Genomic DNA, 26460 nt, shown 5'->3' with positions numbered 1-26460 from the left:
CGGAAGGGCACGGCGCAGGACCCCCCTGTGAGGGGTCGGGCCGTGCAGCCTTTCGCCGCCGGCGTCGTGCGGCAGCGGGTCCGACCAACCCGCCCCGCACACACCTTGCGCGCTCGGCACACGTGCTCGAGCGGGTGTGCCGACCACGAACGATGTGTGTCGGCGCCGGGTGCGTTGTGCCGACGGTCACGCCAGGCGGGGCGGACGGCGGTTGTTACCCGCGCGTAGGCTCGGCCCCAGCCCAGCGCCCCGCCCGAAGGAGAGCTCCCGTGCCCGAGGCCGTCATCGTCAGCACCGCCCGCACCCCGATCGGGCGCGCCTTCAAGGGGTCCCTGGTCGACGTCCGCCCGGACGACCTGGCGGCCGGCGTCGTGCGGGCCGCGCTCGAGAAGGTGCCCGGCCTGGACCCCGCGCTCGTCGAGGACCTGTACCTCGGCTGCGCGGAGCCGTCCGGCGAGCAGGGGTTCAACATGGCGCGCGTCGTCGCGGTGCTCGCCGACCTCGACCACGTGCCCGGCGCGACGATCAACCGGTTCTGCGCGTCGTCGGTGCAGACCACGCGGATGGCGTTCCACGCGATCAAGGCGGGCGAGGGCGAGGTCTTCGTCTCGGCGGGCGTCGAGTGCGTCTCGCGCTACGCCGACTGGAAGGGCGCCGGCGAGGGCGCGGGCGACGTCCAGAACCCGCGGTTCGCCGAGGCGCAGGCGCGCACCCGCGCGACCGCCGAGAGCAACGCGACCTGGACCGACCCGCGTGAGCAGGGGCTGCTGCCCGACGTGTACATCGCGATGGGCCAGACCGCCGAGAACGTTGCCACCTCGCTCGGCGTGAGCCGGCAGGCGCAGGACGAGTGGGGCGTCGAGTCGCAGAACCGCGCCGAGAAGGCCGTCGCCGACGGCTTCTTCGCCCGCGAGATCACGCCGGTGACGCTGCCCGACGGCCGCGTCGTCGAGGTCGACGACTGCCCCCGCCCGGGCGTGACGCTCGAGGGCGTCAGCGGGCTGAAGCCCGTGTTCCGCCCGGACGGGACCGTCACCGCCGGCAACGCGTGCCCCCTCAACGACGGCGCCGCCGCCCTCGTCGTGATGAGCGACACCCGCGCCGCGGAGCTGGGTCTGACGCCGCTCGCCCGCGTCGTGTCGACCGGCGTCACCGCGCTGTCGCCCGAGGTGATGGGGCTCGGGCCGGTCGAGGCGACGAGGCAGGCCCTCGACCGCGCCGGCATGACCGTCGCCGACATCGACCTGTTCGAGATCAACGAGGCCTTCGCGGCGCAGGTGCTGCCGAGCGCCGACCAGCTCGGCATCCCGTACGACCGGCTGAACGTGCACGGCGGCGCGATCGCCCTCGGCCACCCCTTCGGCTCCACCGGCGCCCGCATCACCACGACCCTGCTGAACGGCCTGCAGGCCCGCGACGGCCAGCTCGGCCTCGAGACGATGTGCGTCGGCGGCGGCCAGGGCATGGCGATCGTCTACGAGCGGCTCAGCTGACGCCTGCCCTGCAGGTGCACCAGCACCACCACGACGGTGCCGGCCACGACGACCGCGGCGGCGTGCAGCGGGTGCAGGTCCTTGGTGAGGCTCGGCGCGGGGTCGTCGCGCAGCGCCCACACGACGAGTCCCGACCCGTAGACCGCCGCGAGGGCGAGCGCCGCACCCCGCAGCGGGACGTCGCGCGAACGGCGCAGCACCGTGACGGCGAGCGTCGCGAGCGGTGCCACCGCGAGCATCGCGAAACCGCCGACCACCATGACCGGCACGGCCCAGGCGGCCGCGGGCGCCCACATCGGCAGCGCGGTCACGCCGCACCACCCTGCGCGCGCCACCAGCCGACGGTCTCCTTGGCGGCGACGTCGAGCGGCGTGGGGGCCAGGCCGACCTCTGCCTCGCTGCGCGAGGAGTCCATCACGAACGGACGGTCGAACTGGTACCCCATCTCGGCCATCTCGCGGGTGCCGCGGTGCACCAGCCCGACGGCGCGCAGCGCGCCGACGGGGATCGTCCCGAGCCGCGCCACCGGCACGCCGGCGGCCGACGCCATCGCGGTCACCAGCTCGCGCTGGGTGACGGGCGGCGCCGTGGGCGCGTGCAGGACCCGGTCGTGCAGCGCCGGGTCGGCGGCGGACCGCACCATCGCCGCGGCCAGGTCGGGGACGTAGGTGAACGAGTGCGGCTGGTCGAGGCTGCCGACCACGCGCACCGTCCCGCCGGCCAGCACCGGCCGCACCATCCGCTCGCCGGCGTGCGCGGTGCGCACGTGCGGGCCGACGAAGTCGGACGCGACGACGCTGACGGTCGCCGTCGGTGACGCGGCCCGCGCCCGCAGCAGCGCGACCCGGACGGCCGCCTTGCCCCAGGTCGCCTCGCGCGGGGTGTCCTCGGTCATCGGCCCGTCGACCCGGCCGTAGGCGTAGAGGCTCTCGGGGAAGACCACGACCGCACCGACGCGACCGGCGGCCTCGAGCACGGCCTGCTCGGTGCGCGGCAGCTCGGCCCACCAGGTGCGCGCCTCGTACCGCGAGGCGTGCACGCAGTGGTGGACGGCGACCGCGCCGTCCAGGTGGGGCGCCAGCTGCTCCGGCTGCGACACGTCGGCGCGCCGACGGTCGACGAGACGGTGGTCGGGCCCGCTGCCGGAGCGGGTGAGCAGCCGCACCCGGTGGCCCGCCTCGGCGAGCTGCAGCGCGACGGTGGTGCCGACCGGACCTGCTCCGGTGACGACGTGGACGGTGGACATGGCAGCCTCCCGGCGAGAAGTGAGAGCAGTGCTCTCGGAACGCGACGACTCTCGCACGCTGCGTCACAGAAAGCAAGAGCAGTGCTCGCAGTTGTTGTCACCGCTCTCGCGATCGGCGAGGATGGCTCCGTGCCCACCGAGACGCCCCGCGCCCGCGCCCGGGCCCGCACCCTGGACGAGATCACCCGGATCGGCCGCGAGCACCTGGCGACGCAGGGGGCCGCCGCGCTGTCGCTGCGGGCCGTCGCCCGCGACCTGGGGGTCGTGTCGTCCGCGGTGTACCGGTACGTCGCGAGCCGCGACGAGCTGCTGACCCTGCTGCTCGTCGACGCCTACGACGAGCTCGGTGACGCAGTGGACGCCGCACTGGCGAGCGTGCCGGACGACGCGTTCCGCGACCGGTTCGTCACCCTCGGCCGTGCCGTGCGGACGTGGGCGCTGGACGAACCGGCCCGGTACGCGCTGCTGTTCGGCGGTCCGGTGCCCGGCTACCGCGCGCCCGCCGAGCGCACCACCGTCCCGGGGACGCGGGTGCCGTTCGCGCTGCAGCGCATCGTCGCGGACGCCCACGCCGCCGGCGCGCTCGGCGTGCCCGACGACCCGCCGCCGCAGGCTGCGCTGGCCGCCGGGCTCCAGTCGGTGCGCGACGAGACCGGGCTCGACGTGCCGGACGCCGCGCTGGCCCGCGGGCTGCTGGTCTGGGCCGCGCTGTTCGGGGCGGTCGGCTTCGAGGTGTTCGGCCAGTACGGCCCGGACGGCCTCGGCGACCCGCAGGCGCTGTTCGAGCGGCACCTCGCGGTGCTCGCCGACGACCTGGGCCTGCCGCCGCGATGACCGTCCACGCGTCGGTGCCGGCTGCGACGATGACGGTGTGACCACGGGGGACGAAGAGCGCCGGGGGGCGGACGACACGGTCCCGGCTCCGGTCGACCCCGGCGCGCCGAGCGAGGGAGCGCAGCGACCGGGTCGAGGTGGGAGGGGGCGACCCTCTGTGGAGCCGGGGCCGCGCGAGCGCCAGCGAGCAGACGACCCCGAGGCGCTCAGGCGGTGGCGCCTGGTGCTGGGGCGCTATTCGGCGTCGACGCTGCACGAGGCGCAGTTCGGGCGCGGTGACCTGCAGCTCGACCAGGCCCTCGCCTACCTCTACGACCGCGAGTACCAGGGACGCGGTCTGGCCGAGGGCGACGGCCCGCGCGGCGCCTCCCTCGACCCGAGCCGGCTGCGCGCGCTCGACTGGCTGTCGCGCACCCGGGCGCTGTTCCCGCAGGAGGTCTACGAGCGGGTCCAGGCCCAGGCGATCGAGCGGTACGGGCTCACCGAGCTGCTCGAGGACCCGGAGGCGCTGCGGTCGGTCGACGCCACCCCCGAGCTCGGCAAGGCGCTGCTCACCGTCCGCGGCCGGCTGTCGGCCGGGATGCGCGACGCCGTCCGCGAGGTGATCGCCCGCGTCGTCGACGACATCACCAGGCGTCTCCGCGACGACGTCGTGCGGGCGCTGCACGGGCGGCGCGACCGCAACCGCCGCTCCCCCGTCCCCAGCGCGCGCAACTTCGACGCGCGCCGCACCGTGCGCGAGAACCTGCGCAACTACGACCCCGAGAGCGGGCGGCTCGTCATCGACCGCCCGTACTTCCACTCCCGGGTGAAGCGCCAGCTGCCGTGGGACGTCGTGCTCTGCGTCGACCAGAGCGGCTCGATGGTGGGCTCGGTGCTGCACAGCGCGGTGCTCGCCGGGATCATGAGCTCGCTTCCCGGGGTGCGGGTCTCGCTCGTCGTCTTCGACACCAGCGTGGTCGACCTCAGCCACCTCGCTGCCGACCCGGTCGAGGTGCTGCTCACCGTGCAGCTCGGCGGCGGCACCGACATCGGCAAGGCCGTGACATACTGCGAGGGCCTGGTGCGCAACCCGCGCCGCACGGTGCTGGTGCTGCTCAGCGACTTCATGGAGGGCGGCGCGCCCTCCGTGCTGCTGCAGGCGGTCGAGCGGCTGGCGAGCGCGCAGGTGACGATGCTCGGCCTGGCCGCGCTCGACGACGCCGCCGCCCCGGCGTACGACACGCAGATGGCGCAGCGCCTGGCCGACCGCGGCATGCAGGTCGCGGCCCTCACGCCCGTGCACTTCGCCCGCTGGCTCGCCGACGTCATGGGCGGACGCGGGTGAGCGAGCTGCGGCGCTGGATGGCGACGTACGCGGCCTACGACGACGGCACGCTCGAGGCGCTCGCCGGGGCCGGGCCGGTGCGCCGGGCCGCCAAGGACGTCGCCGCCGGCCGGGTGTCGCTCGCATCCGCGGAGGCCGACGCCGCCACGCTCGACGTCGACGGGACGACGGTGGCGCTCGACGCCGGGGGCCCGGCGTCCGCGCGGTGCGGGTGCCCGGCTGCCGGCACCTGCAAGCACGTGCTCGCCGCGGTGATGTGGTTGCGCGACAACACGTCCCACGACGACGACGCCCACGACGACGCCGTCGCCGAGGACGAGCAGCCGGACGCACCGCCGCCGGACCCGCTCGCCGAGGCGCTCGCGCTCGACCCGCAGGCGCTGCTGAAGGAGGCGGGTGCGGCGGCCGTGCGCGAGGCGGCGGCCGCCGACGACCCCGGGTTGCGGTGGGAGGTCACCGGCGGGGTCCTCGTCCTCGACCTCACCGCGTTGGGGTCGACCTGCCGGTGGGTCGCGGGCGCCGGGTTCGGCGGCATGGTGTCCGACCTGCCCGAGCGCCGGCGGCCTGCCGTGCACCTGCTGGCCCTGGCGGCCCTGCGCGCCGAGCACGGCGTCCCGCTCCCCTGGCCCGGCGCCGTGGCGGCCTCGTCCGCGGCACCCGCCGACACCGGCCCGCTGCTCGACGCGGTCGAGGCCACGCTGCACCACCTCGTCGCCACCGGGCTCTCGCACCTCACCTCGTCGAGCACCGAACGCCTGCAGGCGCAGACGGTCTCGGCCCGCACCTCGGGTCTGCCGCGGATGGCCGGACAGCTGCGCGGCGTCGCGGGCACGCTGGCGCTGCTCGAGCGGCGCGACCACCGCGCCGACGTCGGCGACGCCGTGGCGGCGCTGGCCCGCACCCACGCCCTCGTCGACGCGCTGCGCGCCACCGCCGACGGGGGCGGCGACCCGACCGTCCGACGCGCCCTCGAGGGCCGGCTGCGCCGCGACTTCGACGAGGGCACCGAGCTGCACCTGCTGCCGCTCGGCCTGCACTGGTGGACGACCCGGGGCGGGGCGCGCGGGCTCACCCTCTCGTCGTGGGACCTCGACGAGGGCCGGGTGGTGCAGGCGGTGCTCGCGCGTCCCGACGGCCGCGACCCCTCGTTCACCCTCGCCACCGTCGTGGCCGCCGGGGCGCTGTGGCCGGGGGCGACGTCACCCGCCCGCTTCCTCGAGCGCAGCTGGGTGCTCGAGCGTCCGCGGCTGTCCGACGACGGCCGCGTGGCCGTGGGTGGCGGCACCCGCGCGCGCCCCGGCCCGGTCTGGGCCGCCGACGACCCGCGCCTGGCGGCGGTCGGGACGGCCGACTGGGACGCCGTCGCCGACGACCTGCGGGCCCGCGCCGGGCTCACCGGCGGGTCCTCGGACGCGATCCTGCTGCGGCCCGCCGTCACCCGCTCGCCCGCCCTGGACGAGATCGCGCAGCAGCTGGTCTGGGTCGTCGAGGACGCCGCCGGGCGCACGCTGCGGCTGACCGTCCCGGTCGGACCCGGCACCCACCACCGGATGGAGCAGCTGGTGCGGGTGGTCGCCGCCGACGCCGCACCCGTGGCCGTCCTCGTCCAGGTCGACCAGGTCGGGGCGGGCACGACGCTCGTGCCGGTCGCGGTGCTGCGCGAGGCGCCCGGGCGCGCGGGCGGACGGACGCTGCAGGTGGTGGCACTCGACGTCGCGCGCGAGCCGGAACGCCGCTCGCCGCTCGCCGGCCGCATCCTGCGGCTGCTGCAGGCCCGGCGGGCGGGGGTCGAGCAGCGGCAGGTCGCGGCGCCGACCGGGGTGGCGCGGCTGCTGGCACCGGTGGCCGAGGTGCTCGAGACGCAGGCGGCCACCGGCCGGCCCGACGTCACGACCGGGCAGCGCGAGGTGCTGCGGCGGGCCGCCCGCGACCTCGACGCCGTCGGGCTGGCGACGCCCGCCGCCGCCGTCCGGGCGTACGAGCACCGCCCCTCGCCCGGCGGGCTGCTCTCGCTCGCGCACACCCTCGCGGTGGTGCGTGCGCTCGACGGCCTGCCGACCGACGGTGGCCGCTGACACAATCGCGAGCAGGGGGATCCCGGACGGGACAGGGACGACGAGGGGGACGCGTGGGCATCATCGGACGGCTGCTGGGCGGTGGGCAGGACCCCGTCGCGGATCGCGTGCGCGAGGCGCTGGCGCCGCTCGACCTCGCCGAGCGCGGGCTGGCCGGCCGCGCGACCCGGTTCGTCCTGGACGGCACCGACCCCGAGGTGCTGCTGCACCTCCCGCGGGTGACCGGGACGCCCACGCCCGCCGCGGTCCTCGGCCGGCCGGGGCGCCTGCGCTGGCACTACCACGTGCACGGGACGTCGAAGCCCGTCGCCACGGCGGCGCAGGCGAGTCTCGTGGCCCGCGCGGCGTTGTGGACCGGCCTGCCGGTCGAGCACCCCGGCGGGGTGACGATCGAGGTGCTGGTGCGGCTCGGCAAGGTGCTCGCGGCCGCGGTCGCGCCGGGCGACGTCGACGACCCCGGGGCGGGCGCGCCGACGTGGCTCCAGGCGCTCGTCAACGACATGGTCTTCGGTGCCCACGAGGGCACCGGCCACCGGCAGACCCCGCGGGTGCCCGGTGCGCACCTGCACCTGGTCGACGCGCTGCTGGCCGCCGACGACCGGCCCGACCCCGCGCTGGTGCTGCGGATCGGCTTCGAGCGCAAGGGCATCGACTCCTACTACCAGGGCCACCTCGCCCCGCTCGTGTCATCCCCGGCGACCGCCGACTACCTGCGGCGGCACCCCGCGCAGGTCGGCGAGCTGCCGGCCGCGCTGTCGGCCACCGGTCGCGTGGCGCTGGTGCAGCGGCTCGGCGCCGACGCGGCCCTGGCCCGCGAGTTCGCGCCCGTGCTGGTGCGGCTGGCCGTCGACGCGAGCAAGCAGGCGCGCGACGCCGCCGCGACCCACCTCGGCCTGGTGCCCGAGCAGCAGCGCGTCGACCTGCTGGTGGGGTTGCTGCGCGAGGGCACGACGTCCGAGCGCACCCAGGCCGCGCGCCTGCTCGCCCGCTTCCCCGGCGAGGTCGCCCTCGCGCCGCTGCAGGAGGCCGAGCGCACCGAGACCAGCAAGCCGGTGCTGCAGGCCGTCCGCGAGGCGACCGCGGCGCTCGTGGCGAGCACCACCGCCGACACCGCGCTCCCGGAACCCCCGCCTTACGAGCGGTTCACCGACGAGCCGCTCGGTGAGGCGGGGGTCGAGGCGCTGCGGCGCAACCTGGCCGACTGCGTCCGGGACGCCGAGCAGGAGGCGCTGCGCGAGGAGGAGCGCAACCGCACCTCGAAGCACCGGTACGACTGGGCGGCAAGGCGTCTCGCCGAGCTGCGCAAGGTCGGCGACGGCGAGCTGCGGCAGGTCGTCGCGATCGTCGACGGCACGCGCCCGGCGTCCTCGGTGAAGGTCGAGCGGCTGCGCCGGCTGGTGCAGGTGGTCGAGCACCGCTGGCGCCTGCAGGAGCTGCCGGCGTTCACGGCCGCCCACCAGGTGCGTTGGGTCGCGGCCAGCCGGCCGGGCGCGGCGTTCTGGCACGACGGCGGGTTCCAGCAGTGGTTGCTCGGCCGGCCGGAGGGCTCGATCGACCTGCGGGCGGTCGCCGCCGTCTTCCCGGGCGACGAGGGCGTGGCCGCCGTGGGCCGTGCCTCGCTCCTGCGCAGCTGGTACGGCGCCACCCCCGTCGACCAGCTGCCGGCCGACCGGGTCTGGCCCTTCTTCGCCGAGCACCCCGAGCTCGTCGACCAGGGCCTGGGTCTGTCCGCCGACACGCTGAGCGAGCAGAGCCGCTGGTACCCGGTCGACGTCGGCGAGACGCTGCGGGTGCTCGCCACGTTCCCGGTGCTGCCGTCCCGCTGGGTGCCCCGTCTCACCGAGCTCGCGCTCGGCCAGGGCCGCACGCACCGCGCCGCCGCGCAGCAGGCGCTGTCCGCGCTCCCCGACATCGGCGCACGCGTCGCCGAGTCGCTCTCGCACGGGCAGAGCGAGGTGCGGGTCGAGGCGGCGGCGTGGCTCGGGCGGCTCGGCGACCCCGCGTCCGTGCCCGTGCTGCGGCGCGTCCTCGCAGGCGAGAGGCGCGAGACCGTGCGCGCCGCCCTGCTCACCGCCCTCGAGGCGCTGGGCGACGACATCTCCGGCGACCTGTCCCCCGCCACCCTCCTCGCCGAGGCGCGCAAGGGCCTGCGCGCCAAGGTGCCGGCGGCCCTGACCTGGTTCCCGTTCGACCGGCTGCCCCCGGCTCGCTGGGCCGACGGCGCCGAGGTCGAGCCCGACGTGCTGCGGTGGTGGGTCGTGCTCGCCGGCAAGCTGAAGGAGCCGGCCGGCAACGCGCTGCTGACCCGCTACCTCGGGCTGCTCGACGCACCGAGCCGCGCCGCGCTCGGCGAGACGGTGCTGCGCGAGTTCGTCGCGCAGGACACCCGGCACCCCAGCCACGACGAGGCCGAGGCCCACGCCGCCGCCGAGGGACCGCGTCGGCACGCGCAGTACCAGCAGTACCTGCAGAACGCCCGCACCGGACCCCAGGCGTCCCGGATGAGCGCCGAGCAGCGCGCGTTCTACGAGTCGATGTACGACAAGACCCTCGAGCAGTGCGTGGCGGCCGCGCGGGCCGAGAAGCTCGGCGAGTACCTCGGCAGCGCGATCGCGGCCAAGGGGGTGCTGGCGCTGACCGCCGGCGCACCGGGCCCCGCCGCGGTCGAGGTGGTGCGCCAGTACACCCGCGACCACTACCAGCGCCGCGCCCAGGTCGAGGCGCTGCTCGACGGCCTGTCCGGCAGCGACGACCCCGCGGTCATCCAGCTGCTGCTGAGCATCTCGCGGCGGTACCGCACCAGGTCGGTGCAGGAGCGGGCGCTCGCGCACGTCGAGGCGATCGCCGAGCGCCGCGGCTGGAGCCAGGACCAGCTCGCCGACCGCACCATCCCCACCGCGGGGCTGGACGAGTCCGGCACGCTCGAGCTGTCGTACGGCCCGCGGAGGTTCTCGGTCACGCTCGACACCGCGCTCAAGCCGGTGCTGCGCAGCCCCGACGGCAAGGTGCTCAAGGCGCTGCCGGCGCCGCGCCAGGACGACGACGCCGAGGCGGCGACGGAGGCGAAGAAGGAGCTCACCGCGCACAAGAAGGAGGTGAAGCAGGTCGTCGACCTGCAGACCTCCCGCCTGTACGAGGCGATGTGCACCGACCGCACCTGGCCGGCCGCCGACTGGGACGAGTTCCTGCGCGCCCACCCGCTCGCCGGCCGGCTCGTGCAGCGCCTGGTGTGGCTCGACCTCGGACCGGAGGGTTCGGACGGGTTCGCGCACAAGGCGTTCCGTCCCGCCGACGACGGCAGCCTGCTCGACCCCGACGACGACGAGGTCGAGCTGCCCGCCGACCACCGGGTGCGCCTGGCGCACGGGTCGCTGCTCGACGCCGACGAGCGCGAGGCGTGGCGCGCGCACCTGCGCGACTACCGGGTGGCTCCCCTCTTCGACCAGCTCGGCAACCTGCCGCCCGACGTCGTGCTGCGGTCGGAGCGGAACGAGCCGGTGCACGTCGTCGACGACCACCTCGGCTGGGTCACCGACACGTTCACCATCCGCGGCGCACTCACCAAGCGCGGCTACCAGCGCGACCAGGCCGAGGACGGCGGCTGGTTCTACCGCTACTTCAAGGACTTCGACAGCACCGGGCTGCGCGCCGTGGTCGAGTTCACCGGCAGCACGCTGCCGGAGGAGAACATCGCCGCCGCAGTGAAGACGCTGGTGTTCGAGGACACCCGGTCGCGGTCCTGGAACGCGCGCTCCCGTCCGCTCGAGGAGGTGCCGCGGGTGCTGCTCGCGGAGACGTACGCCGACTACCGCGCCGTCGCCGCCGCCGGTGCGTTCGACCCCCAGTGGGAGAAGGTGACCGCGTGGTGAGCGAGACCCCCGTGCCGGTCGAGGCCGACGACGGCGCGGTCCGGCTGCCGCCGGAGACGCGGTTCGCCGACGAGCTGGCGCGCCTGGCCGAGGCCGACGCCGACCCGCGTCCGCCTGGGTGGCACCTGTCGCCACGGGCCGTCCGCCGGTTCGTCCTGGGCGACGCCGCCCTCGGCGTCACCCGCAAGTTCTACGGCGACGACCCGCTCGTCGACCGCGCCGTCGTCACGCTGATGGGCCACCAGGGCCTGATGCTCGTCGGCGAGCCGGGCACGGCGAAGTCGCTGCTGTCCGAGCTGCTCGCGGCGGCGATCAGCGGCGACTCGGGCCTGACGGTGCAGGGCACGGCAGGCACCACCGAGGACCAGCTCACCTACAGCTGGAACTACGCGCTGCTGCTCGCCGAAGGACCTACGCCGCGGGCGCTGGTGCCCTCGCCGGTGCACCGGGCGATGAGCGAGGGGCGCCTCGTCCGCGTCGAGGAGATCACCCGCTGCCCACCGGAGATCCAGGACGTGCTCATCTCGCTGATGAGCGACAAGCAGCTGATGGTGCCCGAGCTCACCCGCACCGACCCGGCCGGCGCGCGGCTGCTGGCACGGCGGGGGTTCAACGTCATCGCGACGGCGAACCTGCGCGACCGCGGCGTCAACGAGATGTCGTCGGCGCTGAAGCGGCGGTTCAACTTCGAGACGGTGCGGCCGATCGCCGACCACGACTTCGAGGTGGAGCTCGTCACCGCCCAGGTGACCCGCGAGCTGGCGTCGTCGCCGCACCCGGTGACCGTGCCGCGCGAGGTGGTGTCGCTGCTGGTCACCACGTTCCAGGAGCTGCGGGCCGGTCGCACCGCCGACGGCACCGCGATCCGCTCGCTCGACACCGTGATGTCGACCGCCGAGGCGGTGAACGTCGCGCACGCCGCGGCGCTGCAGGCCCGCCACCTCGGCGACGGGACGCTCACCCCGCGCGAGGTGGCCCAGCAGCTGCACGGCGTGGTGCTCAAGGACAGCGCCGACGACGCCAAGCGGGTACGGCACTACTTCGACACGGTCGTGCGCGAGCGCGCCCGGCGCGACGCCCGCTGGAAGGCGTTCCACGAGGCGGCGCGCGGGCTCTGGCAGTGACCACGTCGGACGCGACGGACGCCACGTCGACGACCGAGCTGCCGGACGTCGTCCGCGACGCCGCGGCCGAGCTGCTCGGCGGCGCCGACGACGTGTGGTTCGTGCCCGTCCGGCACCACAGCCCGGGCTGCGCGCGGGCGCTGCGGTCGCTGCTGCGCGAGGTGCGCCCCGCGGCGGTGCTCGTCGAGGGGCCCGCCGACCTCGACCACCTGGTGCCGCTCGTCGTCGACGAGCAGACCCGCGCGCCGGTGGCGATGCTGGCGCAGAGCCGGCGCGCCGCGTCGGTGAGGTCGTCGTTCTACCCGCTGTGCGACTACAGCCCCGAGTGGGTGGCGCTGCGCGAGGGCGCCGCGCTCGGCGCACGACTCGCGCTCGTCGACATGCCGTGGGCCGACCAGGCCTGGCACCGCACCCGCCCGCCGCGCGAGACCCCCTCGGACGCAGCGCCTCCCGAGCCGGACGCCGACCCCGGCGAGGTCCCCGACGACGCGCCCGACGACGAGCTGGAGGTCGACGACCCGGGTTCGCCCGCGATGGTCGAGGAGCGCTACCTCGCCCACAGCGACTACGTGCAGGCGATGGCCGACCGGCTGGGCTGCGCCGACCACCACGACCTGTGGGACCGGCTGTTCGAGCTGCGCGACCGCGACCCCGCCGACGACTGGCGCGGGTTCTTCCACGACGTCTTCGCCTGGTGCGCGATGGCCCGCCTCGACTACGAGCCCCAGGTGCTCGAAGCCGAGAACTCGCTGCCGCGCGAGCGGGTGATGGCCGCGCACGTCCGGCGCTGGCGGCAGGAGGTCGAGGGCCCCGTGGTCGTGGTCACCGGCGGGTTCCACACCCTCGAGCTGGTGCGGTCGTGGCGCACGGCCCGACGCCCGCGAGCGGTGAAGCGGCACGACGACTCCTGGCTGATCCGCTACGGCTTCGCCCAGCTCGACGCGCTCGGTGGCTACGCGTCCGGGATGCCGAGCCCCGGCTGGTACCAGCAGGTCTGGGAGCGCACCGAGGACGGCGACCCCGACCCGCTCGGTGCGTCCGCGCTGTCGGTGCTCACCCGGCTCGCGCGCTCGACCCGCGAGCACGACCGCGCCGACCCGTTGTCGACCGCGCACGTGCAGGCGGCGGTCGCCCAGGCGGCGCGGCTGGCCGCCCTGCGCGGCAACCCCGGCCCCGGACGCCAGGACGTCGTCGACGCCGCCCGCTCCTGCTTCGTGAAGGGCGCCGTCGACGACGGCACCCGCGGGCTGCTCGGCGACCTCGCCGTGCTGCTGGGTGGGACCGCGGTCGGCGACGTGCCGCCGTCCGCCGGGTCGCCGCCCCTGGTCGAGGACGCCCGCCGCCGCGCCCGTGCGGCGGGTGTGCGGCTCGACGACAGCACGCCGCGCACCGTGCGGCTCGACCTGTACCGCAAGGAGCGGCACCGCGACCGGAGCCGTTTCCTGCACGCGATGTCGTACCTCGGCGCCGGGCTGGCGCAGTGGCGCAGCGGTCCCGACTTCGTCGGCGGCGGCCGCCAGGACCTGCTGTTCGAGGAGTGGGTCGCGGCCTGGACCCCCTCGGTCGAGGCGCACCTGATCGAGGTGTCGACCGACGGCGCCGACGTGCAGTCGGCCTGCCTGGCCCGGCTGCAGCGCGAGGAGGCCGCGCTGTCGGAGCAGGGCCGGGGGCGCAGCGCCGCGGCGGTCGTGGCGCTGGTGGTGCGGGCGTGCCTGGTCGGGCTGCACGAGCGGCTGCCGGCGCTGCTCACCCTGCTGCGCCGCCACCTCGACGACGACCCCTCCCTCGCGTCCGTGCTGGAGTGCGGGCACCGGCTGGCCACGCTGTGGCGGGCGCGCGAGCCGCTGGGGGTGCAGGGCGACCCGCAGCTGGCCTCGCTGCTGACCCGGGTGTGGCCCGGCGTGCTCTTCCTCCTGCCGGGCGTCGGCGGCGCCGCGGCCGCCGACGAGCCGGCCGCGGTGAAGCGGCTGCTGTCGGCCCGCGAGCTCGGCCGGGTGCTCGCCGAGATCGACCCCGAGCTCGTCGACGGCACGCTGGTCGAGGTGCTGCACCGGCTCGCCGACGACGCCGCGACGGTGCCGGGCGTCGCCGGAGCCGCGTCCGCCCTGCTGTTCGTCGAGGGCGTGCACGACGAGGAGCGCCTGACCGACCAGGTGGTCGCCCGCTTCGGCCCGGGCGCCACACCGACCGAGGCGGTGCGCTTCCTCGGCGGGCTGATGGCCGCCGCCCCCGAGCTGGTGCTGCGGGTGCCTGCGCTGCTCGAGGGCCTGGACGGGCTCGTCCGCGGCTGGGACGCCGAGACGTTCGTCGCGGCGCTGCCCGACCTGCGGCAGGCCTTCACCGGCCTGACCCCGCAGGAGACCGCCGACCTCGCGTCCGGCGTGCTGCGCCTGCACGACGCCGAGGGCGCCGCCCCGCTCGACCAGGTGCACGCGACCACGGCCGACGACCTCGAGCGCGGGTCGCGGCTCGAGCTCGCGCTGGCCGCCGTGCTGCGTCGCGACGGCCTGGGCGCGCGCGTCGCCGGCTGAGGGTCAGAGCGCCTTCGGCGGCGCTCCCCCGTCGTCGGTCGCGGGGTCGCGGTGCGCGACGCCCACGCTGAGCGCGTCGCCGGTGGCCAGGCGCGAGCGGCGGTAGCCGTAGGCGAAGTAGATGACGAACCCGAGGGCCATCCACGCCAGGAACCGCAGCCAGGTCTCGAGCGAGAGGTTCAGCATCAGGTAGACGCAGATGAGCGCCGACACGATCGGCAGCACCGGCACGAACGGCACCCTGAACGGCCGCGGCAGGTCCGGACGGGTGCGTCGCAGCACGATGACCGCCACCGACACGAGCGTGAACGCCGCCAGCGTGCCGATGTTCACCATCTCCTCGAGCTTGCCGATCGGGGTGAAGGCGGCGACCAGGCCGACCACGACGGCGATGCCGATCGTGATGCGCGACGGCGTCCCGAACCGCGGGTGCACCTTGCCGGCGCCGTGCGGCACGAGGTTGTCGCGGCTCATCGCGAACAGCACGCGCGCCGCGCCGATCATCAGCGTCATGACGACGGTGGTGAGGCCCGCGACCGCACCCGCGCTGATCAGCGTGGCGAAGCCGGGCCGTCCGACCGCCTCGAACGCGGAGGCGAGCGGCGCCCCCGCCTCCAGGTCGGTGTACTTCACCATGCCGGTGACCACGAGGCAGACCGCCATGTAGAGCACCGTGCAGATCGCGAGCGAGCCGAGGATGCCGATCGGCAGGTCGCGCTTGGGGTTCTTCGCCTCCTCGGCGGTGGTGGCGACCACGTCGAAGCCGATGTAGGCGAAGAACACGATCGAGGCGGCCGTCACGACGCCGAGGACGCCGAACACCTGCGGCTCGATGCCGAAGATCAGCTGCACCAGCGGGGTCAGCAGCGTCGACTCGGCGGCGACGCCGCCCTCGGCCGGCGGGATGAACGGGTCGTAGTTGGCGCCGTTGACGTAGAACAGCCCGGCGACGATGACGAACAGCACGATGAAGACCTTGAGCGCGACCAGCACCAGGTTGACCCGCATCGACTCCTTGATGCCGACCGTCACCAGCACGCCGAGCACCACGACCAGAAGCAGCGCCAGCAGGTTCGGGTGCCCGAAGCCCGCGGTCTCGTCGTAGCCGATCGAGGCCGGCCAGTCGATGCCGATCTTGGCCAGGAAGTCCTGTGCGTAGGCCGACCACCCCTGGGCGACGACGGCCGCCCCGAGCATGAGCTCGAGCAGCAGGTCCCAGCCGATGATCCAGGCGACCATCTCGCCGAGCGAGGCGTACGAGAAGGTGTACGCCGAGCCGGAGACCGGCACGGCGGAGGCGAACTCGGCGTAGCAGAGCGCCGCCAGGGCGCAGCAGACGCCGGCGATCACGAACGACAGCACGATGCCCGGGCCGGCGTACGCCTGGGCGGCGCGGCCGGTCAGCGTGAAGATGCCGGCCCCGATCACGACGCCGACGCCGAACACCGTGAGGTCGAGCCAGGTGAGCCGCTTCTTCAGCTGGTACTCGGGCTCGTCGGTGTCGGCGATGGACTGCTCGATCGACTTGGTGCGCCAGACGCTCATGCCACGGTCTCCATGGCAGGTCACCCTGGCACTGCGGACCGCCCGGCGCCAGGGACGCGCCCGGCCGTCTCGCCGGCGTCCTAGAGGGCTCGGCGCAGGTCGGTCAGGTGCGCCCGCACGGCGGACGCGTCGGCGCCGGCGTCGAGGGCCTCGCGGACGAGCACCGTGAGCTGGTCGCCGAGGGCGTGGGGCCGCAGCAGCGGCACCTCGCGGCGGTCGTCGCCGCGCAGGTCGGCCGCCTGCGCGGCCAGCAGGTCGAGCAGGGCGCGGACCCGCTCGGACGCGGCCACCCCGTCGGCCCCCGGACGCTGCACCCGCTCCGGCCCGAGACCGGCGAGACGGTCGACGACCCGGCGCAGCTCGCGCGCCGGGTCGTCGGTGTCGTCGTGCGGTGTCACGCGCAGGGTCACGTGCAGGGTCGGCGGACGACCGTCAGTCGTTGCCGCGCAGGATCGCGATCAGGCGCAGGATCTCGATGTACAGCCAGACCAGCGTCACGAGCAGGCCGTACGCGGCCACCCACGCGAACTGCTGCGGCAGACCCGACTGCACGCCGCGGTCGATGTAGTCGAAGTCGAGCACCAGGTTCAGCGACGCCAGCACCACACCGAAGATGCTGATGCCGATGCCGAGCAGGCCCATCGAGTACACGCTCGGCAGGCCGAGCAGCATCACGCCGGCGAAGTTCAGCAGCGAGAACACCAGGTACCCGAGGGTCGCGATGATCAGGATGCGGGTGAACTTCGGGGTGACCCGGATCGCCTTGACCTTGTAGGCCACCAGCATCGCGCCGAACGCGCCCAGGGTGCCCATCACGGCCTGCAGGACGATGCCCGGGTAGACGGTCTCGAAGAACAGCGAGATCGCGCCGATGAAGACGCCCTCGACAGCGGCGTACGCCATCATCAGCGGCGGGCGGACCTTCTTCTGGAACGCGATCACCAGCGCCAGGCCGAGGCCGAGCAGCATCGAGCCGATCCACAGCGGCATCAGCATGCCGACGGGGACGATGCCCGAGGTGATCGAGAACCAGGTGGCGCCGGCGGTGACGAGCAGGATCGCGAACAGCGCGGCGGTGCGGACCACGACGTCGTCGTAGGTCATCCGGCCGGTGCGGGCGGGCCCGGCGGCGGGACGGCCGTAGAGGTCGTCGAGCTCCTGCTGGGACTGCGCGGGCGCGCCGTACGGCTGGCCGTACTGCTGCTGGCCGTACTGCTGCTGCGGGTAGCCGGGCTGGCCGTACTGCTGCTGGCCGTACTGCTGCTGGCCGTACTGCTGCTGGCCGTACTGCTGCTGGCCGTACTGCTGCTGGCCGTACTGCTGCTGGCCGTACTGCTGCTGGCCGTACTGCTGCTGGCCGTACTGCTGCTGCTGGCCGTACTGCTGCTGCTGGCCGTGCTGCTGCTGGCCCTGGAACTGTCCGGGCCGGCCGAACTGCGCCTGCTGCGGGCGGCCGGAGAACTCAGCGGTCCGGGCGAACACCGGGTTCTTGCTCTGCATGGTCCCCTCCTGGGCGGTACCTGACGTACCTGTGTACCCACAGTAATGCGCGAGCGCCTCCGGACGTTCCCGGCAGCAGGGCGCCTCGTCCGGTCGGGTGGTCAGCCGGCGAGCTCGCCGGGGGCGCGCAGCCGCTCGCGGCGGCCGCGCCAGGGCTTGTCCCACGCGACGTCCTGCGGCCGCAGCGGCTCACCGCACGCCGAGCAGGTGGCGCCGTCGACGGTCTCGGCGCCGCAGGTCTCGTGCACCAGCGCCATGTGCGCACCCCCGGGCGGGGTCGGCGTGTGCTGCTCGGCCCACACCACGAGCGACTGCAGCACCGGGAGCAGGTCGGCGGCCGCCCGGGTGGCGGCGTACGCGTGCCGCTCGCGGCCGCCGTCGCGGTAGGGCACCCGCTCGAGCAGCCCGGCCTCGACCATCGCCCGCAGCCGCCGGCTCAGCACGGCGTCGGAGACGCCGAGGTTCGTGCGCAGCTCCTCGTACCGTCCGCGCCCGTGCAGGGTGTCGCGGACGATCAGCAGCACCCAGGGGTCGCCGAGCACGTCGAGCGAGCGCCGGATGGGGCACAGCTCCTCGGACCAGTCCGACCGCAGCGGCACCGGCACCCCTCCTCGTGGTCTACGCTCACGCCACCTGGCTTCGTCGAAGAAAGTCTACTCGTGACCACGACCACCCGCAGCGCCCACCGCGTCCACCCCGCCTGGTGGGTCGCCGCCGTCACCTTCCTCGCCCTGCTCGGCGCGGCCGGGTTCCGCGCCGCGCCGGGCGCGCTGATGGTGCCGCTGCACGAGGAGTTCGGCTGGTCGACCAGCGTCATGTCGCTCGCGGTCGGCACCAACCTGGTCCTGTTCGGCCTGACCGCGCCGTTCGCCGCCGCGCTGATGGACCGGTTCGGCATCCGTCGCGTCGTCACCGCCGCGCTCGTGCTCGTCGCCCTCGGCGCGGGCGGCAGCACCGCGATGACGGCGTCGTGGCACCTGCTGGTGTTCTGGGGACTGCTGATCGGGCTCGGCACCGGGTCGATGGCGCTGGTGCTCGCCGCCACCGTCGCGAACCGCTGGTTCACCACCCGCCGCGGGCTCGTGATGGGCGTGCTCACGGCGGGGTCGGCCACCGGCCAGCTGGTCTTCCTGCCCGTCGTCGCCACGCTGGCCGACACCGCGGGCTGGCGTCCGGCGTCGCTCGTCGTCGCGGCGGCGGCGCTGGCCGTCGTCCCGGCCGTCTGGTTCGTGGTGCGCGACCAGCCGGCCGACCGCGGGGTGCTGCCCTACGGCGCCACCGACCCCGCGCAGGTCCCGCCGCTGCCGCCGCGCGAGGGCGCGGCCCGGCGCGCGGTCGAGGGGCTCACCCACGCCGCGCGGCACCGCACGTTCTGGGCGCTCGCCGCGGCGTTCGCGATCTGCGGGGCGACGACCAACGGCCTGATCGGCGTGCACTTCATCCCGTCCGCGCACGACCACGGGATGGCGGGGCCGACCGCGGCCGGGCTGCTCGCCGTCGTCGGCGTCTTCGACATCGTCGGGACGATCGCCTCGGGCTGGCTCACCGACCGGTTCGACCCGCGGCTGCTGCTCGTCGGCTACTACGCCTTCCGCGGGGTCGGCCTGCTGCTGCTCCCGTGGCTGCTGGCCGACACGGTGCACCCGAGCATGGTGCTGTTCGTCGTCGTCTACGGCCTCGACTGGGTGGCGACCGTCCCGCCGACCGCCGCGCTGTGCCGCGAGCTGTTCGGCGACCGGGGCACGATCGTGTTCGGCTGGGTCTTCGCCTCCCACCAGGTGGGCGCCGCCGCAGCCGCGTTCGGCGCCGGCGTCGTGCGCGACCAGGTGGGCTCGTACACCTGGGCCTGGTGGGGAGGCGCCGCGCTGTGCGCCGTCGCCGCGGTGCTCTCGCTGCTCACCCGCGTCCGGCCGGTACCCCTGGCGGGACTCGAACCCGCACTGAAGCGCTTTTAAGGCGCCTGCCTCTGCCGTTGGGCTACAGGGGCTCGCACTGTCCGTTTCCCCAGTTCAGTGTCGGAGGTGACACCGAAGTGGTGGGACGACACGCGTGCCACGCCAGGATGCCTCGTGCAGCGGCTGCGGGGACAGCCGACCGACCGCGTCTCAGACGGACAGCTCGCGGGCGCGGGCGAAGACGTCGTCCAGCATCGCGGCGGTCAGGCGTCCGGTGAAGGTGTTCTGCTGGCTCACGTGGAAGCTCCCGAGCAGGTGGACGGGGGCTCCGCGCGCCGGCACCAGCAGCGCCTCGGCGCCGTGGCCGAACCGGGGCTGCGGACGCGGCACCGCCCAGCCGCGACGACGGGCGAGGTCGAGCGCGGCTCCCCACGCGAAGCCGCCGAGGGCCAGCACCACGCGCAGCCGCGGCAGCAGGTCGACCTCGCGGTCGAGCCACGGCGCGCAGGTGTCGCGCTCGGCGGGCGTGGGCTGGTTGGCGGGCGGGGCGCAGCGCACCGAGGCGACCACGCGGGCGTCGCTGAGCTCGAGACCGTCGCCGTACCAGACGCTCTCGGCCTGGTTCGCGTACCCGGCCCGGTGCATCGCCGCGAAGAGCCAGTCACCGGAGCGGTCGCCGGTGAAGACCCGGCCGGTGCGGTTGGCACCGTGCGCGGCAGGCGCGAGGCCGAGGACCAGGAGCCGCGCCTGCGGGTCGCCGAAGCCGGGAGCCGGTCTGCCCCAGTAGGTGTGGTCGGCATACGCACGTCGCCGGACGAGGGCGACCTCCTCCCGCCAGGCCACCAGCCGCGGGCAGGCCCGGCAGGCCGCGACGCGCGCGTCGAGGGTGTCGAGGTCGCGGGTGCTGCGGGCACGAGCCACGACCTGCCCCGCGTCGTGGGCGACCGCCCGGGTCGCCACGGCGGGGAAGGGCAGGGCGGTCGGCACGCGGTCACGCTAACCGGGAAGGTGCTTGACGGCCGCCCGTGCCCGCGTCCACCGTGACGGCGTGACCACGCACTCGCACGAACCTTGACCTCGCGGTGACCAGGACGGCTCCGACCGGCGTCGTCCCGTGAGCGAGCGGTCCCTCGTCCGCCGGCTGCTGGCCTGGCAGGCGCTCGACGAGACGATGCCGGTCTTCCCGGTCTACGCGCTGCTGTTCGCCGACGCCGGGCTCTCGACGAGCGAGATCTCCGTCCTGCTCGTCATCTGGTCGGCCGTGGGCATCGTGCTCGAGGTGCCGTCGGGCGCGTGGGCCGACACGGTCTCGCGGCGCGCCCTGCTGTGCGCCGCCGCCGTCGTCTACGCCGCGGCCTTCGCCTGCTGGGTGCTGTTCCCGTCGTTCACCGGCTTCGCGATCGGCTTCGTGCTGTGGGGGCTGTCCGGGAGCCTGTCGTCCGGCACCTTCCAGGCCCTCGCCTACGACGAGCTGGCCGCCCTCGGCGCGCGGCACCGCTACGCGCGGGTGATCGGTCTCGGCACGACGCTCGCGCTGGCCGGCATGGCCGGCGCCACCCTGCTCGCCGCGCCGCTGGTCGCCGTCGGCGGGTACGCGCTCGCCGGGTGGGTCAGCGTCGCCGTGTGCCTCCTGCAGCTCGCGGTGGCCGCCTCGCTGCCGTCCGCACCGCCGGTGGTCTCGGCGGGCGAGGTCGACGAGCTGGACGAGGACGACGTCGACGACCTGCGCGCGCACGAGCGCGACCCCGGCGACCTGCGGCGACGGGCGGAGGGTCCGTGGCGGCGCTGGTGGACCGCGCTGCGCACCGGCCTGGGAGAGGTGCGTTCGTCCCAGGTGCTGCGCGGCGCCGTGCTGGCGTCGGCCACCCTCTACGGGCTGCTCGCGTTCGACGAGTACTTCGGCCTGCTGCTCGACGAGCAGGGCGCCACGCTCGTCGCCGTCCCGCTGCTGCTGACCGTCGTCACCGTCGCCCAGGCGGTCGGAGGCGCTGTCGCCGAACGGTTCTCGCAGTGGGGCCCGGTGCCGGTCGGTGCGATGGTCTCGGCGGCGGGCGCGCTGGTCGCGGTCGGCGCCCTCGCGGGCGACCCGGCGCTCGGGATCGTGCCGCTCGCCCTCGGCTACGGCCTGCTCCAGGTGACGATCGTGGTGAGCGAGGTGCGGCTGCAGGACTCCGTCGCGCACGGCGCGCGCGCGACCGTCACCTCCGCGTCGAACGTGCTGGCCGAGCTGCTCGCCGTCGCCGTCTACGTCGCGTTCGCGCTCGCGCCGGGCGGGGTGGCCGTGCCGGTCGCGGTGCTCGGTGCGGTCACGGTGCTCCTCGGCGTCGGTGTCGGACGGTGGCTACCGGGCGCACGCCGGGCCTGAGCGACCCCGCGGTACGCAGAACCGGCGTGTCGTCCGGACGGACGTCGACGGCGTCCACCGGCTCTGGCATCGTGCTCCGCCAGCGGCGCACCGACGCGTCCGCGCAGGAGGAGGCACCGGTGGTCGTACCGCACCCCGAGCGCCGGCCGGACCCTCCGCGCGAGCCCGGGTCCCCCACCGGCACGGCGGGCCGCACCGCGCCCACCACGCACCGGTTCACCCGCGGGCTGCTGCTCGCGCTGCTGCTCAGCGTCCCGTTCTGGGTGCTGGTCGGCCTGGGTGCGTGGCTCATCAGCCGCTGAGACGGCGGCGACCGGCGCCGGCGCGGCTACCGTGACCGGCGTGCCGCGTCCTCTCGTCCCGCCCTCGCGCCGGGCGGTGCTCGCGCTGGCCGCCGCCGGCGTCCTCGGTGGGTGCGGCGGGCCCGCGAGGTCGCGACGCGTCGAGCAGCGGGCCGGACGCCTCGCCTCCCCGCACGTCCCGGACGAGGTGCGGTGGCGGCTCGTGCTGCCGCCCGAGGTCTCGGGGCTCGTCGTCGTGCTGCACGGCAAGGGCGGCGACGCCGACTCCGCGTTCGACGACCTGCGCCTCGACGACCACGTGCCGTCGAGCGGGCTCGCCGTCGCCTCGCTCGACGGCGGCACCTCGTACTGGCACCCGCGGCGCGACGGCACCGACACCGGTGCGGTGGTCGTCGACGACCTGCTGCCGCTGCTGGTGCGCGAGACCGGCTGGGACGGTCCGGTCGGCCTGCTCGGGTGGTCGATGGGCGGCTACGGCGCCCTGCTGCTGGCGTCCGCCCTCGGCCCCGGGCGGGTCGGCGCCGTCGTCGCGCAGAGCGCCGCGCTGTGGACCGAGCCGGGCGCGAGCGCGCCGGGTGCGTTCGACGACCGCGAGGACTTCGAGGCGCACGACGTGTTCGACCCCGCCCGCCTCGCCGTCCTGGCGCAGGTGCCGGTGCGGCTCGACTGCGGCGACGCCGACCCGTTCGTGGCGGCCAACCGCGCGTTCGGCGCCGCCCTGCCGACGGCCGAGCTCACGATCGACCCCGGCGGCCACGACAGGACCTACTGGCGCGACCACGCCGGAGCCCAGGTGCGTTGGCTCGCCGAGCACCTGGCCTGACGCCGACGCGACCGGTCAGGGCGTGGGCGTCGGCTGGGGGGTGGCCCGCGTCGTCACGCTGCCGGACGGGGTCGGCGTCGAGGGCGTCGCCGACGGACCCGGCGAGGGCTGCGACGACAGCCGGCGCGAGGGGTCGACGAGCACGTCGGGCACCCGCGGCCGCGGGACCTCCGCCTCGTCGTACCCCCGGTACGGGGGACGCAGGCCCGAGCCGGGGGTGCCGTCGCCCTCGTAGTAGCCGGAGTAGAAGTCCTCGGAGTCGACGAGCGCCGTCCCCATCGGGAAGACGTTCCACGCCACGTCGCCGTCGGCGGTCCAGTTCGGCACCTGCACGCGCAGCAGGTCACCCGAGCCGTCCGGCTCGCCGGGCAGCTGGTCGGCCCCCACCGTGATCGGCTCGCCGTCCTGGTCGAGCAGCGTCACGCCGCTGAGCGGCTCGCCGTCCGGGCCGTACGGGAACACGTTGGTGACGGTGCGCCCGTCAGCCACCAGACCCGTTGCCGCAGAGGCCGAGTCCTCCACGTACCCCGCGGCCGGGCCGCCGTAGGAGGGCTCCTGCGCCAGACCGACCGCCGGCAGGAGCAGGAGCACCGCCAGGACGTCGCCCACCAGCACCAGCGGCCGGGTCGCCGCGAACCGCGCCCACAGCCCGCGGCCGAGGGCGTAGCTGCCCGCGACGAGCAGGAGCAGGAGCACCCACAGCCCGACCGTGCGCGGCAGGATCGAGCCGAGACCGGCCATCGCCCCCTGCACCAGCTGGAACGCGACCCAGGCGCGCAGCACCCACCAGGCCGGGCGCAGCTCGTGCGCGACGCGGACGGCCTGCGGCCACCACGGCTGCGCCCGCAGCGTGCCGGTCAGCTCGTCGAGCGCCTCCCGGAACGAGGTCCGCGTCCGCGGCGGCGCGGTGCGCGGCGGCACGCCGGCCGCCGCCCGCAGCTCGGCTGCGTACGCCGCCGGGTCGCCGAGCCGGCCGGTGAGCGGGTCGGACGACTCCTCGGCCTGGTCGAGCAGGTCGGCCTCCAGCCCGCCGGCCAGCTCCTCGACCACCTCCGGCGCGAGGTCGTCGAGGTGGGCGCGCACGGCGGCGGCGTACGAGCTCGCCTCGTGCCAGGCGACCGGGTTCGTGGTGGGAGTGCTCATGGCCGCACCTCCGCGGGCTCGAGGAGCTGGGACATGGTCTGGGAGAACGCCTTCCAGGACGTGCGCTGCTCGTGCAGCATGGCCTGGCCCTGCTGGTTGATGCCGTAGTACTTGCGGTGCGGCCCCTCCTCCGAGGGCACCACGTAGCTGGTGAGCACGCCCGCGGCGTAGAGCCGGCGCAGCGTCCCGTAGACCGAGGCGTCGCCGACGTCCTCGAGGCCGGCCGAGCGCAGCCGGCGCACGACGTCGTAGCCGTAGCCGTCCTCGCGGGCCACCACGGCCAGCACCGCCACGTCGAGCACCCCCTTGAGCAGCTGGGTCGTGTCCACCGCGCCTCCTCGTCCCGCCCACCGGGTCCGGTGCGGCGAGCAGCACGGTAGTACGCACCGCGCGGTACCGTCCACGGCGACACACCGGCAGCCGATCGGGAAGTCAACGGGTGGCGAGGCCGAGCGCGATGCCGTCGAGGATGTCGTGCTCGCTCGCGACCACCTCGGCCACACCGGACGCGGCGACGACCCGACGCACCACGTGCGCCCACACCAGGGCGCCGGCGCCGATGACGTCGACGCGGCCGGGGTGCATGAAGCCGAGCGCGGCCCGCTCGGACCGCGGCATCCGCAGCAGCTGCTCGCACGCCTCGAGCACCCGCTCGACCGGCAGCCGGGCGCCGTGGATCGCGGCCGGGTCGTAGCGGTCGAGCCCGAGCGCGTGCGCGGTGACGGTCGTGACCGTGCCGGCCACCCCGACGAGGGTGCGGACGTCGTCGAGCGGCACGTCGCGGGCCGCCGCGTCGAGCGCCGCCTCGACATCGCCTGCGGCTGCGTCGATCTCGGGCTGCGTCGGCGGGTCGCCCTGCAGGTGCCGCTCGGTGAGCCGGACGCAGCCGACGTCCATCGAGTGCGCCGCCCGCACCGACGACTCCCCCACGACCAGCTCGGTGGAGCCGCCGCCGAGGTCGACCACGCAGGTGGTGCCGCCCCCGACGACGCCGGTGGTGGCGCCGACGAAGGACAGCTCGGCCTCCTCGGTGCCCGGCACCACCTCGGGCTCGAGACCGAGCGCGTCGCGCACGCCGGCGACGAACTCGGCGGCGTTCGAGGCGTCGCGGCTGGCCGACGTGGCCACGAACCGCGACCGCTCGACCCCGAGCCGCTCGCACTCCTCGCCGTACCGGCGAGCGACCGCCAGCGTCCGCTCCATCGCCTCGTCGGCGATGCGGCCCGTGCGGTCGACGCCCTGCCCGAGCCGCACGACCTCCATCCGGCGGACGACGTCGGTGAGCCGCCCGTGGACGACGTCGGCCACCAGCAGGCGCAGCGAGTTCGTGCCGCAGTCGAACGCGGCGACCCGCGTCACACGCACCGCCCGCGCGCGCCCCAGTCGTCGAGCGCGTCGAGCGCCTCGTCGCCGAGCGGGTTCACGCCCGGGCCGGACGCGAGCGCGTGCGCCACCAGCACGTGCAGGCACTTCACCCGGTCGGGCATGCCTCCGGCAGAGACGCCGTCGATCTCGGGGACGTCGCCGAGCTCTGCCCGCTTCGCGAGGTACTGCTCGTGCGCCGCGCGGTAGGCCTCGGCGAGCTCGGGCTCCTCGCCGAGCCGGGCCTGCATCTGCTTCATCAGCCCCTGCGACTCCAGGGTGCTCACCGCACCGGTGGCCCGGGGGCAGGTCAGGTAGTACGTGGTGGGGAAGGGCGTGCCGTCGTCGAGCCGCGGCGCGGTGCGCACGACGTCGACGGCGCCGCAGGTGCAGCGGTGGGCGGCGGTGTGCTCGCCGCGCAGCCGGCGCCCGAGCTGGGCGGCGACGTCGTCCTCGTCGGCGGGCGTGACCGGCTCGTCGACCGGACGGCCGGGGTGGCCGCCGGTCACGGCTGGCCGGTGACGCCCGGGGCGGGCACCGGCTCGGTCGCGGGCGGGTCGAGCTGCTCGCCGGCCGGGGCGACGGCGTCGTCCGGCGCCTCGCCGGCCAGCTGCACCGAGCTCCACAGCGAGCCGAACCAGGAGCTGTCGGAACCCGAGACCTGCTGCGCCGCAGCGCCGCTCGGGTCCTCCGTCGGCGAGGTCGTCGCGGGGTCGTCGAGGACGACGTAGCCCACCTCGCCGGGCATCACGTAGGTGAAGCGCTGCCGCGCCTGCGCCACCACGAACGCGGGGTCGTCCCACCGCGCCAGCTCGGACTCCAGGTCGGCCACCCGCTGCTCGCGCTCGCCCACGTCGGTCTCGAGGGCGGCGATGCGGCTCTGCTGCGCGACCAGCGCCCGCACGAACGGCGACATCGCGGTGGCGACGACGAGCAGCAGCACCGCCATCACGGCGGCGCGGCGCGACAGGCCGCGCGGTGGCGCGGGCACCCGGGGCGGGCGACCGGCCACGCGCGGCGTGCGCA

23 protein-coding genes and 1 tRNA gene are annotated in these 26460 nt (G+C 75.5%); 11 read left to right on the top strand and 13 right to left on the bottom strand.

Annotation, left to right across the window (positions count from 1 at the left end):
* Window positions 1-269 precede the first annotated feature (269 nt).
* Complete coding sequence (locus ACYVKY_RS14265) at window positions 270-1493, top strand: acetyl-CoA C-acetyltransferase (RefSeq protein WP_460435655.1); 1224 nt, start codon at window positions 270-272, stop codon at window positions 1491-1493.
* Here the strand turns inward: ACYVKY_RS14265 and ACYVKY_RS14260 are convergent.
* Together ACYVKY_RS14260 and ACYVKY_RS14255 are read right to left on the bottom strand one after the other, a co-directional pair.
* Window positions 1475-1804 (bottom strand): hypothetical protein, encoded by a 330-nt coding sequence (locus tag ACYVKY_RS14260; protein ID WP_460435654.1) that lies wholly within the window; start codon window positions 1802-1804, stop codon window positions 1475-1477. The two genes, ACYVKY_RS14265 and ACYVKY_RS14260, sit on opposite strands and share 19 nt — an antisense overlap.
* Window positions 1801-2739, bottom strand: coding sequence for a Rossmann-fold NAD(P)-binding domain-containing protein (locus tag ACYVKY_RS14255; protein ID WP_460435653.1), 939 nt, complete (start codon window positions 2737-2739; stop codon window positions 1801-1803). The genes ACYVKY_RS14260 and ACYVKY_RS14255 overlap by 4 nt, the downstream gene beginning before the upstream one ends.
* A gap of 129 nt (window positions 2740-2868) precedes the next feature.
* Here ACYVKY_RS14255 and ACYVKY_RS14250 point away from each other — a divergent pair, with 129 nt between their 5' ends.
* The 6 genes from ACYVKY_RS14250 to ACYVKY_RS14225 all read left to right on the top strand — a co-directional run bounded on the left by ACYVKY_RS14250 (window position 2869) and on the right by ACYVKY_RS14225 (window position 14499).
* The gene (locus ACYVKY_RS14250) at window positions 2869-3573 is read left to right on the top strand and encodes a TetR/AcrR family transcriptional regulator (RefSeq protein WP_460435652.1); all 705 of its coding nucleotides are present in this window, start codon (window positions 2869-2871) and stop codon (window positions 3571-3573) included.
* Window positions 3574-3796: 223 nt separating this feature from the next.
* Window positions 3797-4900 (top strand): VWA domain-containing protein, encoded by a 1104-nt coding sequence (locus tag ACYVKY_RS14245; RefSeq protein WP_460435651.1) that lies wholly within the window; start codon window positions 3797-3799, stop codon window positions 4898-4900.
* Window positions 4897-6975 carry an SWIM zinc finger family protein gene (locus ACYVKY_RS14240; RefSeq protein WP_460435650.1) on the top strand — a complete coding sequence of 693 codons (2079 nt, stop codon included), beginning with the start codon at window positions 4897-4899 and terminating at the stop codon, window positions 6973-6975. The genes ACYVKY_RS14245 and ACYVKY_RS14240 overlap by 4 nt, the downstream gene beginning before the upstream one ends.
* A gap of 53 nt (window positions 6976-7028) precedes the next feature.
* A complete protein-coding gene (locus ACYVKY_RS14235) occupies window positions 7029-10844 on the top strand; it encodes a DUF4132 domain-containing protein (RefSeq protein ID WP_460435649.1) in 3816 nt (1271 codons plus the stop codon).
* Window positions 10838-11968: an ATP-binding protein gene (locus ACYVKY_RS14230; protein ID WP_460435648.1), complete on the top strand. Its 1131-nt coding sequence runs from the start codon at window positions 10838-10840 to the stop codon at window positions 11966-11968. Before ACYVKY_RS14235 ends, ACYVKY_RS14230 begins: the two co-directional genes overlap by 7 nt.
* Window positions 11965-14499, top strand: a complete 2535-nt coding sequence (locus ACYVKY_RS14225) for a DUF5682 family protein (protein ID WP_460435647.1) — start codon at window positions 11965-11967, stop codon at window positions 14497-14499. Before ACYVKY_RS14230 ends, ACYVKY_RS14225 begins: the two co-directional genes overlap by 4 nt.
* A gap of 3 nt (window positions 14500-14502) precedes the next feature.
* Here the strand turns inward: ACYVKY_RS14225 and ACYVKY_RS14220 are convergent, their stop codons facing one another.
* The 4 genes from ACYVKY_RS14220 to ACYVKY_RS14205 form a co-directional block, all read right to left on the bottom strand.
* Window positions 14503-16044, bottom strand: a complete 1542-nt coding sequence (locus tag ACYVKY_RS14220; protein ID WP_460435646.1) for an amino acid permease — start codon at window positions 16042-16044, stop codon at window positions 14503-14505.
* An 80-nt stretch (window positions 16045-16124) separates the two neighbouring features.
* Window positions 16125-16454: a hypothetical protein gene (locus ACYVKY_RS14215; protein WP_460435645.1), complete on the bottom strand. Its 330-nt coding sequence runs from the start codon at window positions 16452-16454 to the stop codon at window positions 16125-16127.
* A 22-nt stretch (window positions 16455-16476) separates the two neighbouring features.
* A complete protein-coding gene (locus ACYVKY_RS14210) occupies window positions 16477-17544 on the bottom strand; it encodes a Bax inhibitor-1/YccA family protein (protein ID WP_460435644.1) in 1068 nt (355 codons plus the stop codon).
* Between the two features lie 101 nt (window positions 17545-17645).
* Window positions 17646-18143, bottom strand: coding sequence for a winged helix-turn-helix transcriptional regulator (locus ACYVKY_RS14205; protein WP_460435643.1), 498 nt, complete (start codon window positions 18141-18143; stop codon window positions 17646-17648).
* A gap of 60 nt (window positions 18144-18203) precedes the next feature.
* Between ACYVKY_RS14205 and ACYVKY_RS14200 the strand changes: the two genes are divergently transcribed.
* A complete protein-coding gene (locus tag ACYVKY_RS14200) occupies window positions 18204-19499 on the top strand; it encodes an MFS transporter (RefSeq protein ID WP_460435697.1) in 1296 nt (431 codons plus the stop codon).
* On the opposite strand, the gene ACYVKY_RS14195 is transcribed toward ACYVKY_RS14200, so the two are convergent.
* Both ACYVKY_RS14195 and ACYVKY_RS14190 read right to left on the bottom strand, forming a co-directional pair.
* A tRNA-Leu gene (locus ACYVKY_RS14195) sits at window positions 19459-19531 on the bottom strand. The genes ACYVKY_RS14200 and ACYVKY_RS14195 overlap by 41 nt on opposite strands.
* A 118-nt stretch (window positions 19532-19649) precedes the next feature.
* Entirely contained in the window at window positions 19650-20426 is a 777-nt protein-coding gene (locus tag ACYVKY_RS14190; protein ID WP_460435642.1) for a uracil-DNA glycosylase, read from the bottom strand.
* Between the two features lie 127 nt (window positions 20427-20553).
* Here ACYVKY_RS14190 and ACYVKY_RS14185 point away from each other — a divergent pair, with 127 nt between their 5' ends.
* The 3 genes from ACYVKY_RS14185 to ACYVKY_RS14175 all read left to right on the top strand — a co-directional run bounded on the left by ACYVKY_RS14185 (window position 20554) and on the right by ACYVKY_RS14175 (window position 22929).
* A complete protein-coding gene (locus ACYVKY_RS14185) occupies window positions 20554-21804 on the top strand; it encodes an MFS transporter (RefSeq protein ID WP_460435641.1) in 1251 nt (416 codons plus the stop codon).
* 119 nt (window positions 21805-21923) lie between these two features.
* A complete protein-coding gene (locus ACYVKY_RS14180; protein WP_460435640.1) occupies window positions 21924-22106 on the top strand; it encodes a hypothetical protein in 183 nt (60 codons plus the stop codon).
* Window positions 22107-22146: 40 nt separating this feature from the next.
* Entirely contained in the window at window positions 22147-22929 is a 783-nt protein-coding gene (locus ACYVKY_RS14175) for an alpha/beta hydrolase (RefSeq protein ID WP_460435639.1), read from the top strand.
* Between the two features lie 15 nt (window positions 22930-22944).
* On the opposite strand, the gene ACYVKY_RS14170 is transcribed toward ACYVKY_RS14175, so the two are convergent.
* The 5 genes from ACYVKY_RS14170 to ACYVKY_RS14150 form a co-directional block, all read right to left on the bottom strand.
* The gene (locus ACYVKY_RS14170; protein WP_460435638.1) at window positions 22945-24072 is read right to left on the bottom strand and encodes a hypothetical protein; all 1128 of its coding nucleotides are present in this window, start codon (window positions 24070-24072) and stop codon (window positions 22945-22947) included.
* Window positions 24069-24401, bottom strand: a complete 333-nt coding sequence (locus ACYVKY_RS14165; RefSeq protein ID WP_460435637.1) for a PadR family transcriptional regulator — start codon at window positions 24399-24401, stop codon at window positions 24069-24071. Before ACYVKY_RS14165 ends, ACYVKY_RS14170 begins: the two co-directional genes overlap by 4 nt.
* A 103-nt stretch (window positions 24402-24504) precedes the next feature.
* Window positions 24505-25431: a Ppx/GppA phosphatase family protein gene (locus tag ACYVKY_RS14160; protein WP_460435636.1), complete on the bottom strand. Its 927-nt coding sequence runs from the start codon at window positions 25429-25431 to the stop codon at window positions 24505-24507.
* Window positions 25428-25943: a DUF501 domain-containing protein gene (locus ACYVKY_RS14155; protein WP_460435635.1), complete on the bottom strand. Its 516-nt coding sequence runs from the start codon at window positions 25941-25943 to the stop codon at window positions 25428-25430. The genes ACYVKY_RS14160 and ACYVKY_RS14155 overlap by 4 nt, the downstream gene beginning before the upstream one ends.
* The coding region (locus ACYVKY_RS14150) for an FtsB family cell division protein (RefSeq protein ID WP_460435634.1) at window positions 25940-26460 on the bottom strand (521 nt) is incomplete at its 5' end. The genes ACYVKY_RS14155 and ACYVKY_RS14150, both read right to left, overlap by 4 nt.

The organism is Angustibacter speluncae, assembly GCF_054777815.1.
The sequence above is the reverse complement of the archived record's forward strand: the minus strand, read 5'-3'. Positions and strand labels throughout refer to the sequence as shown.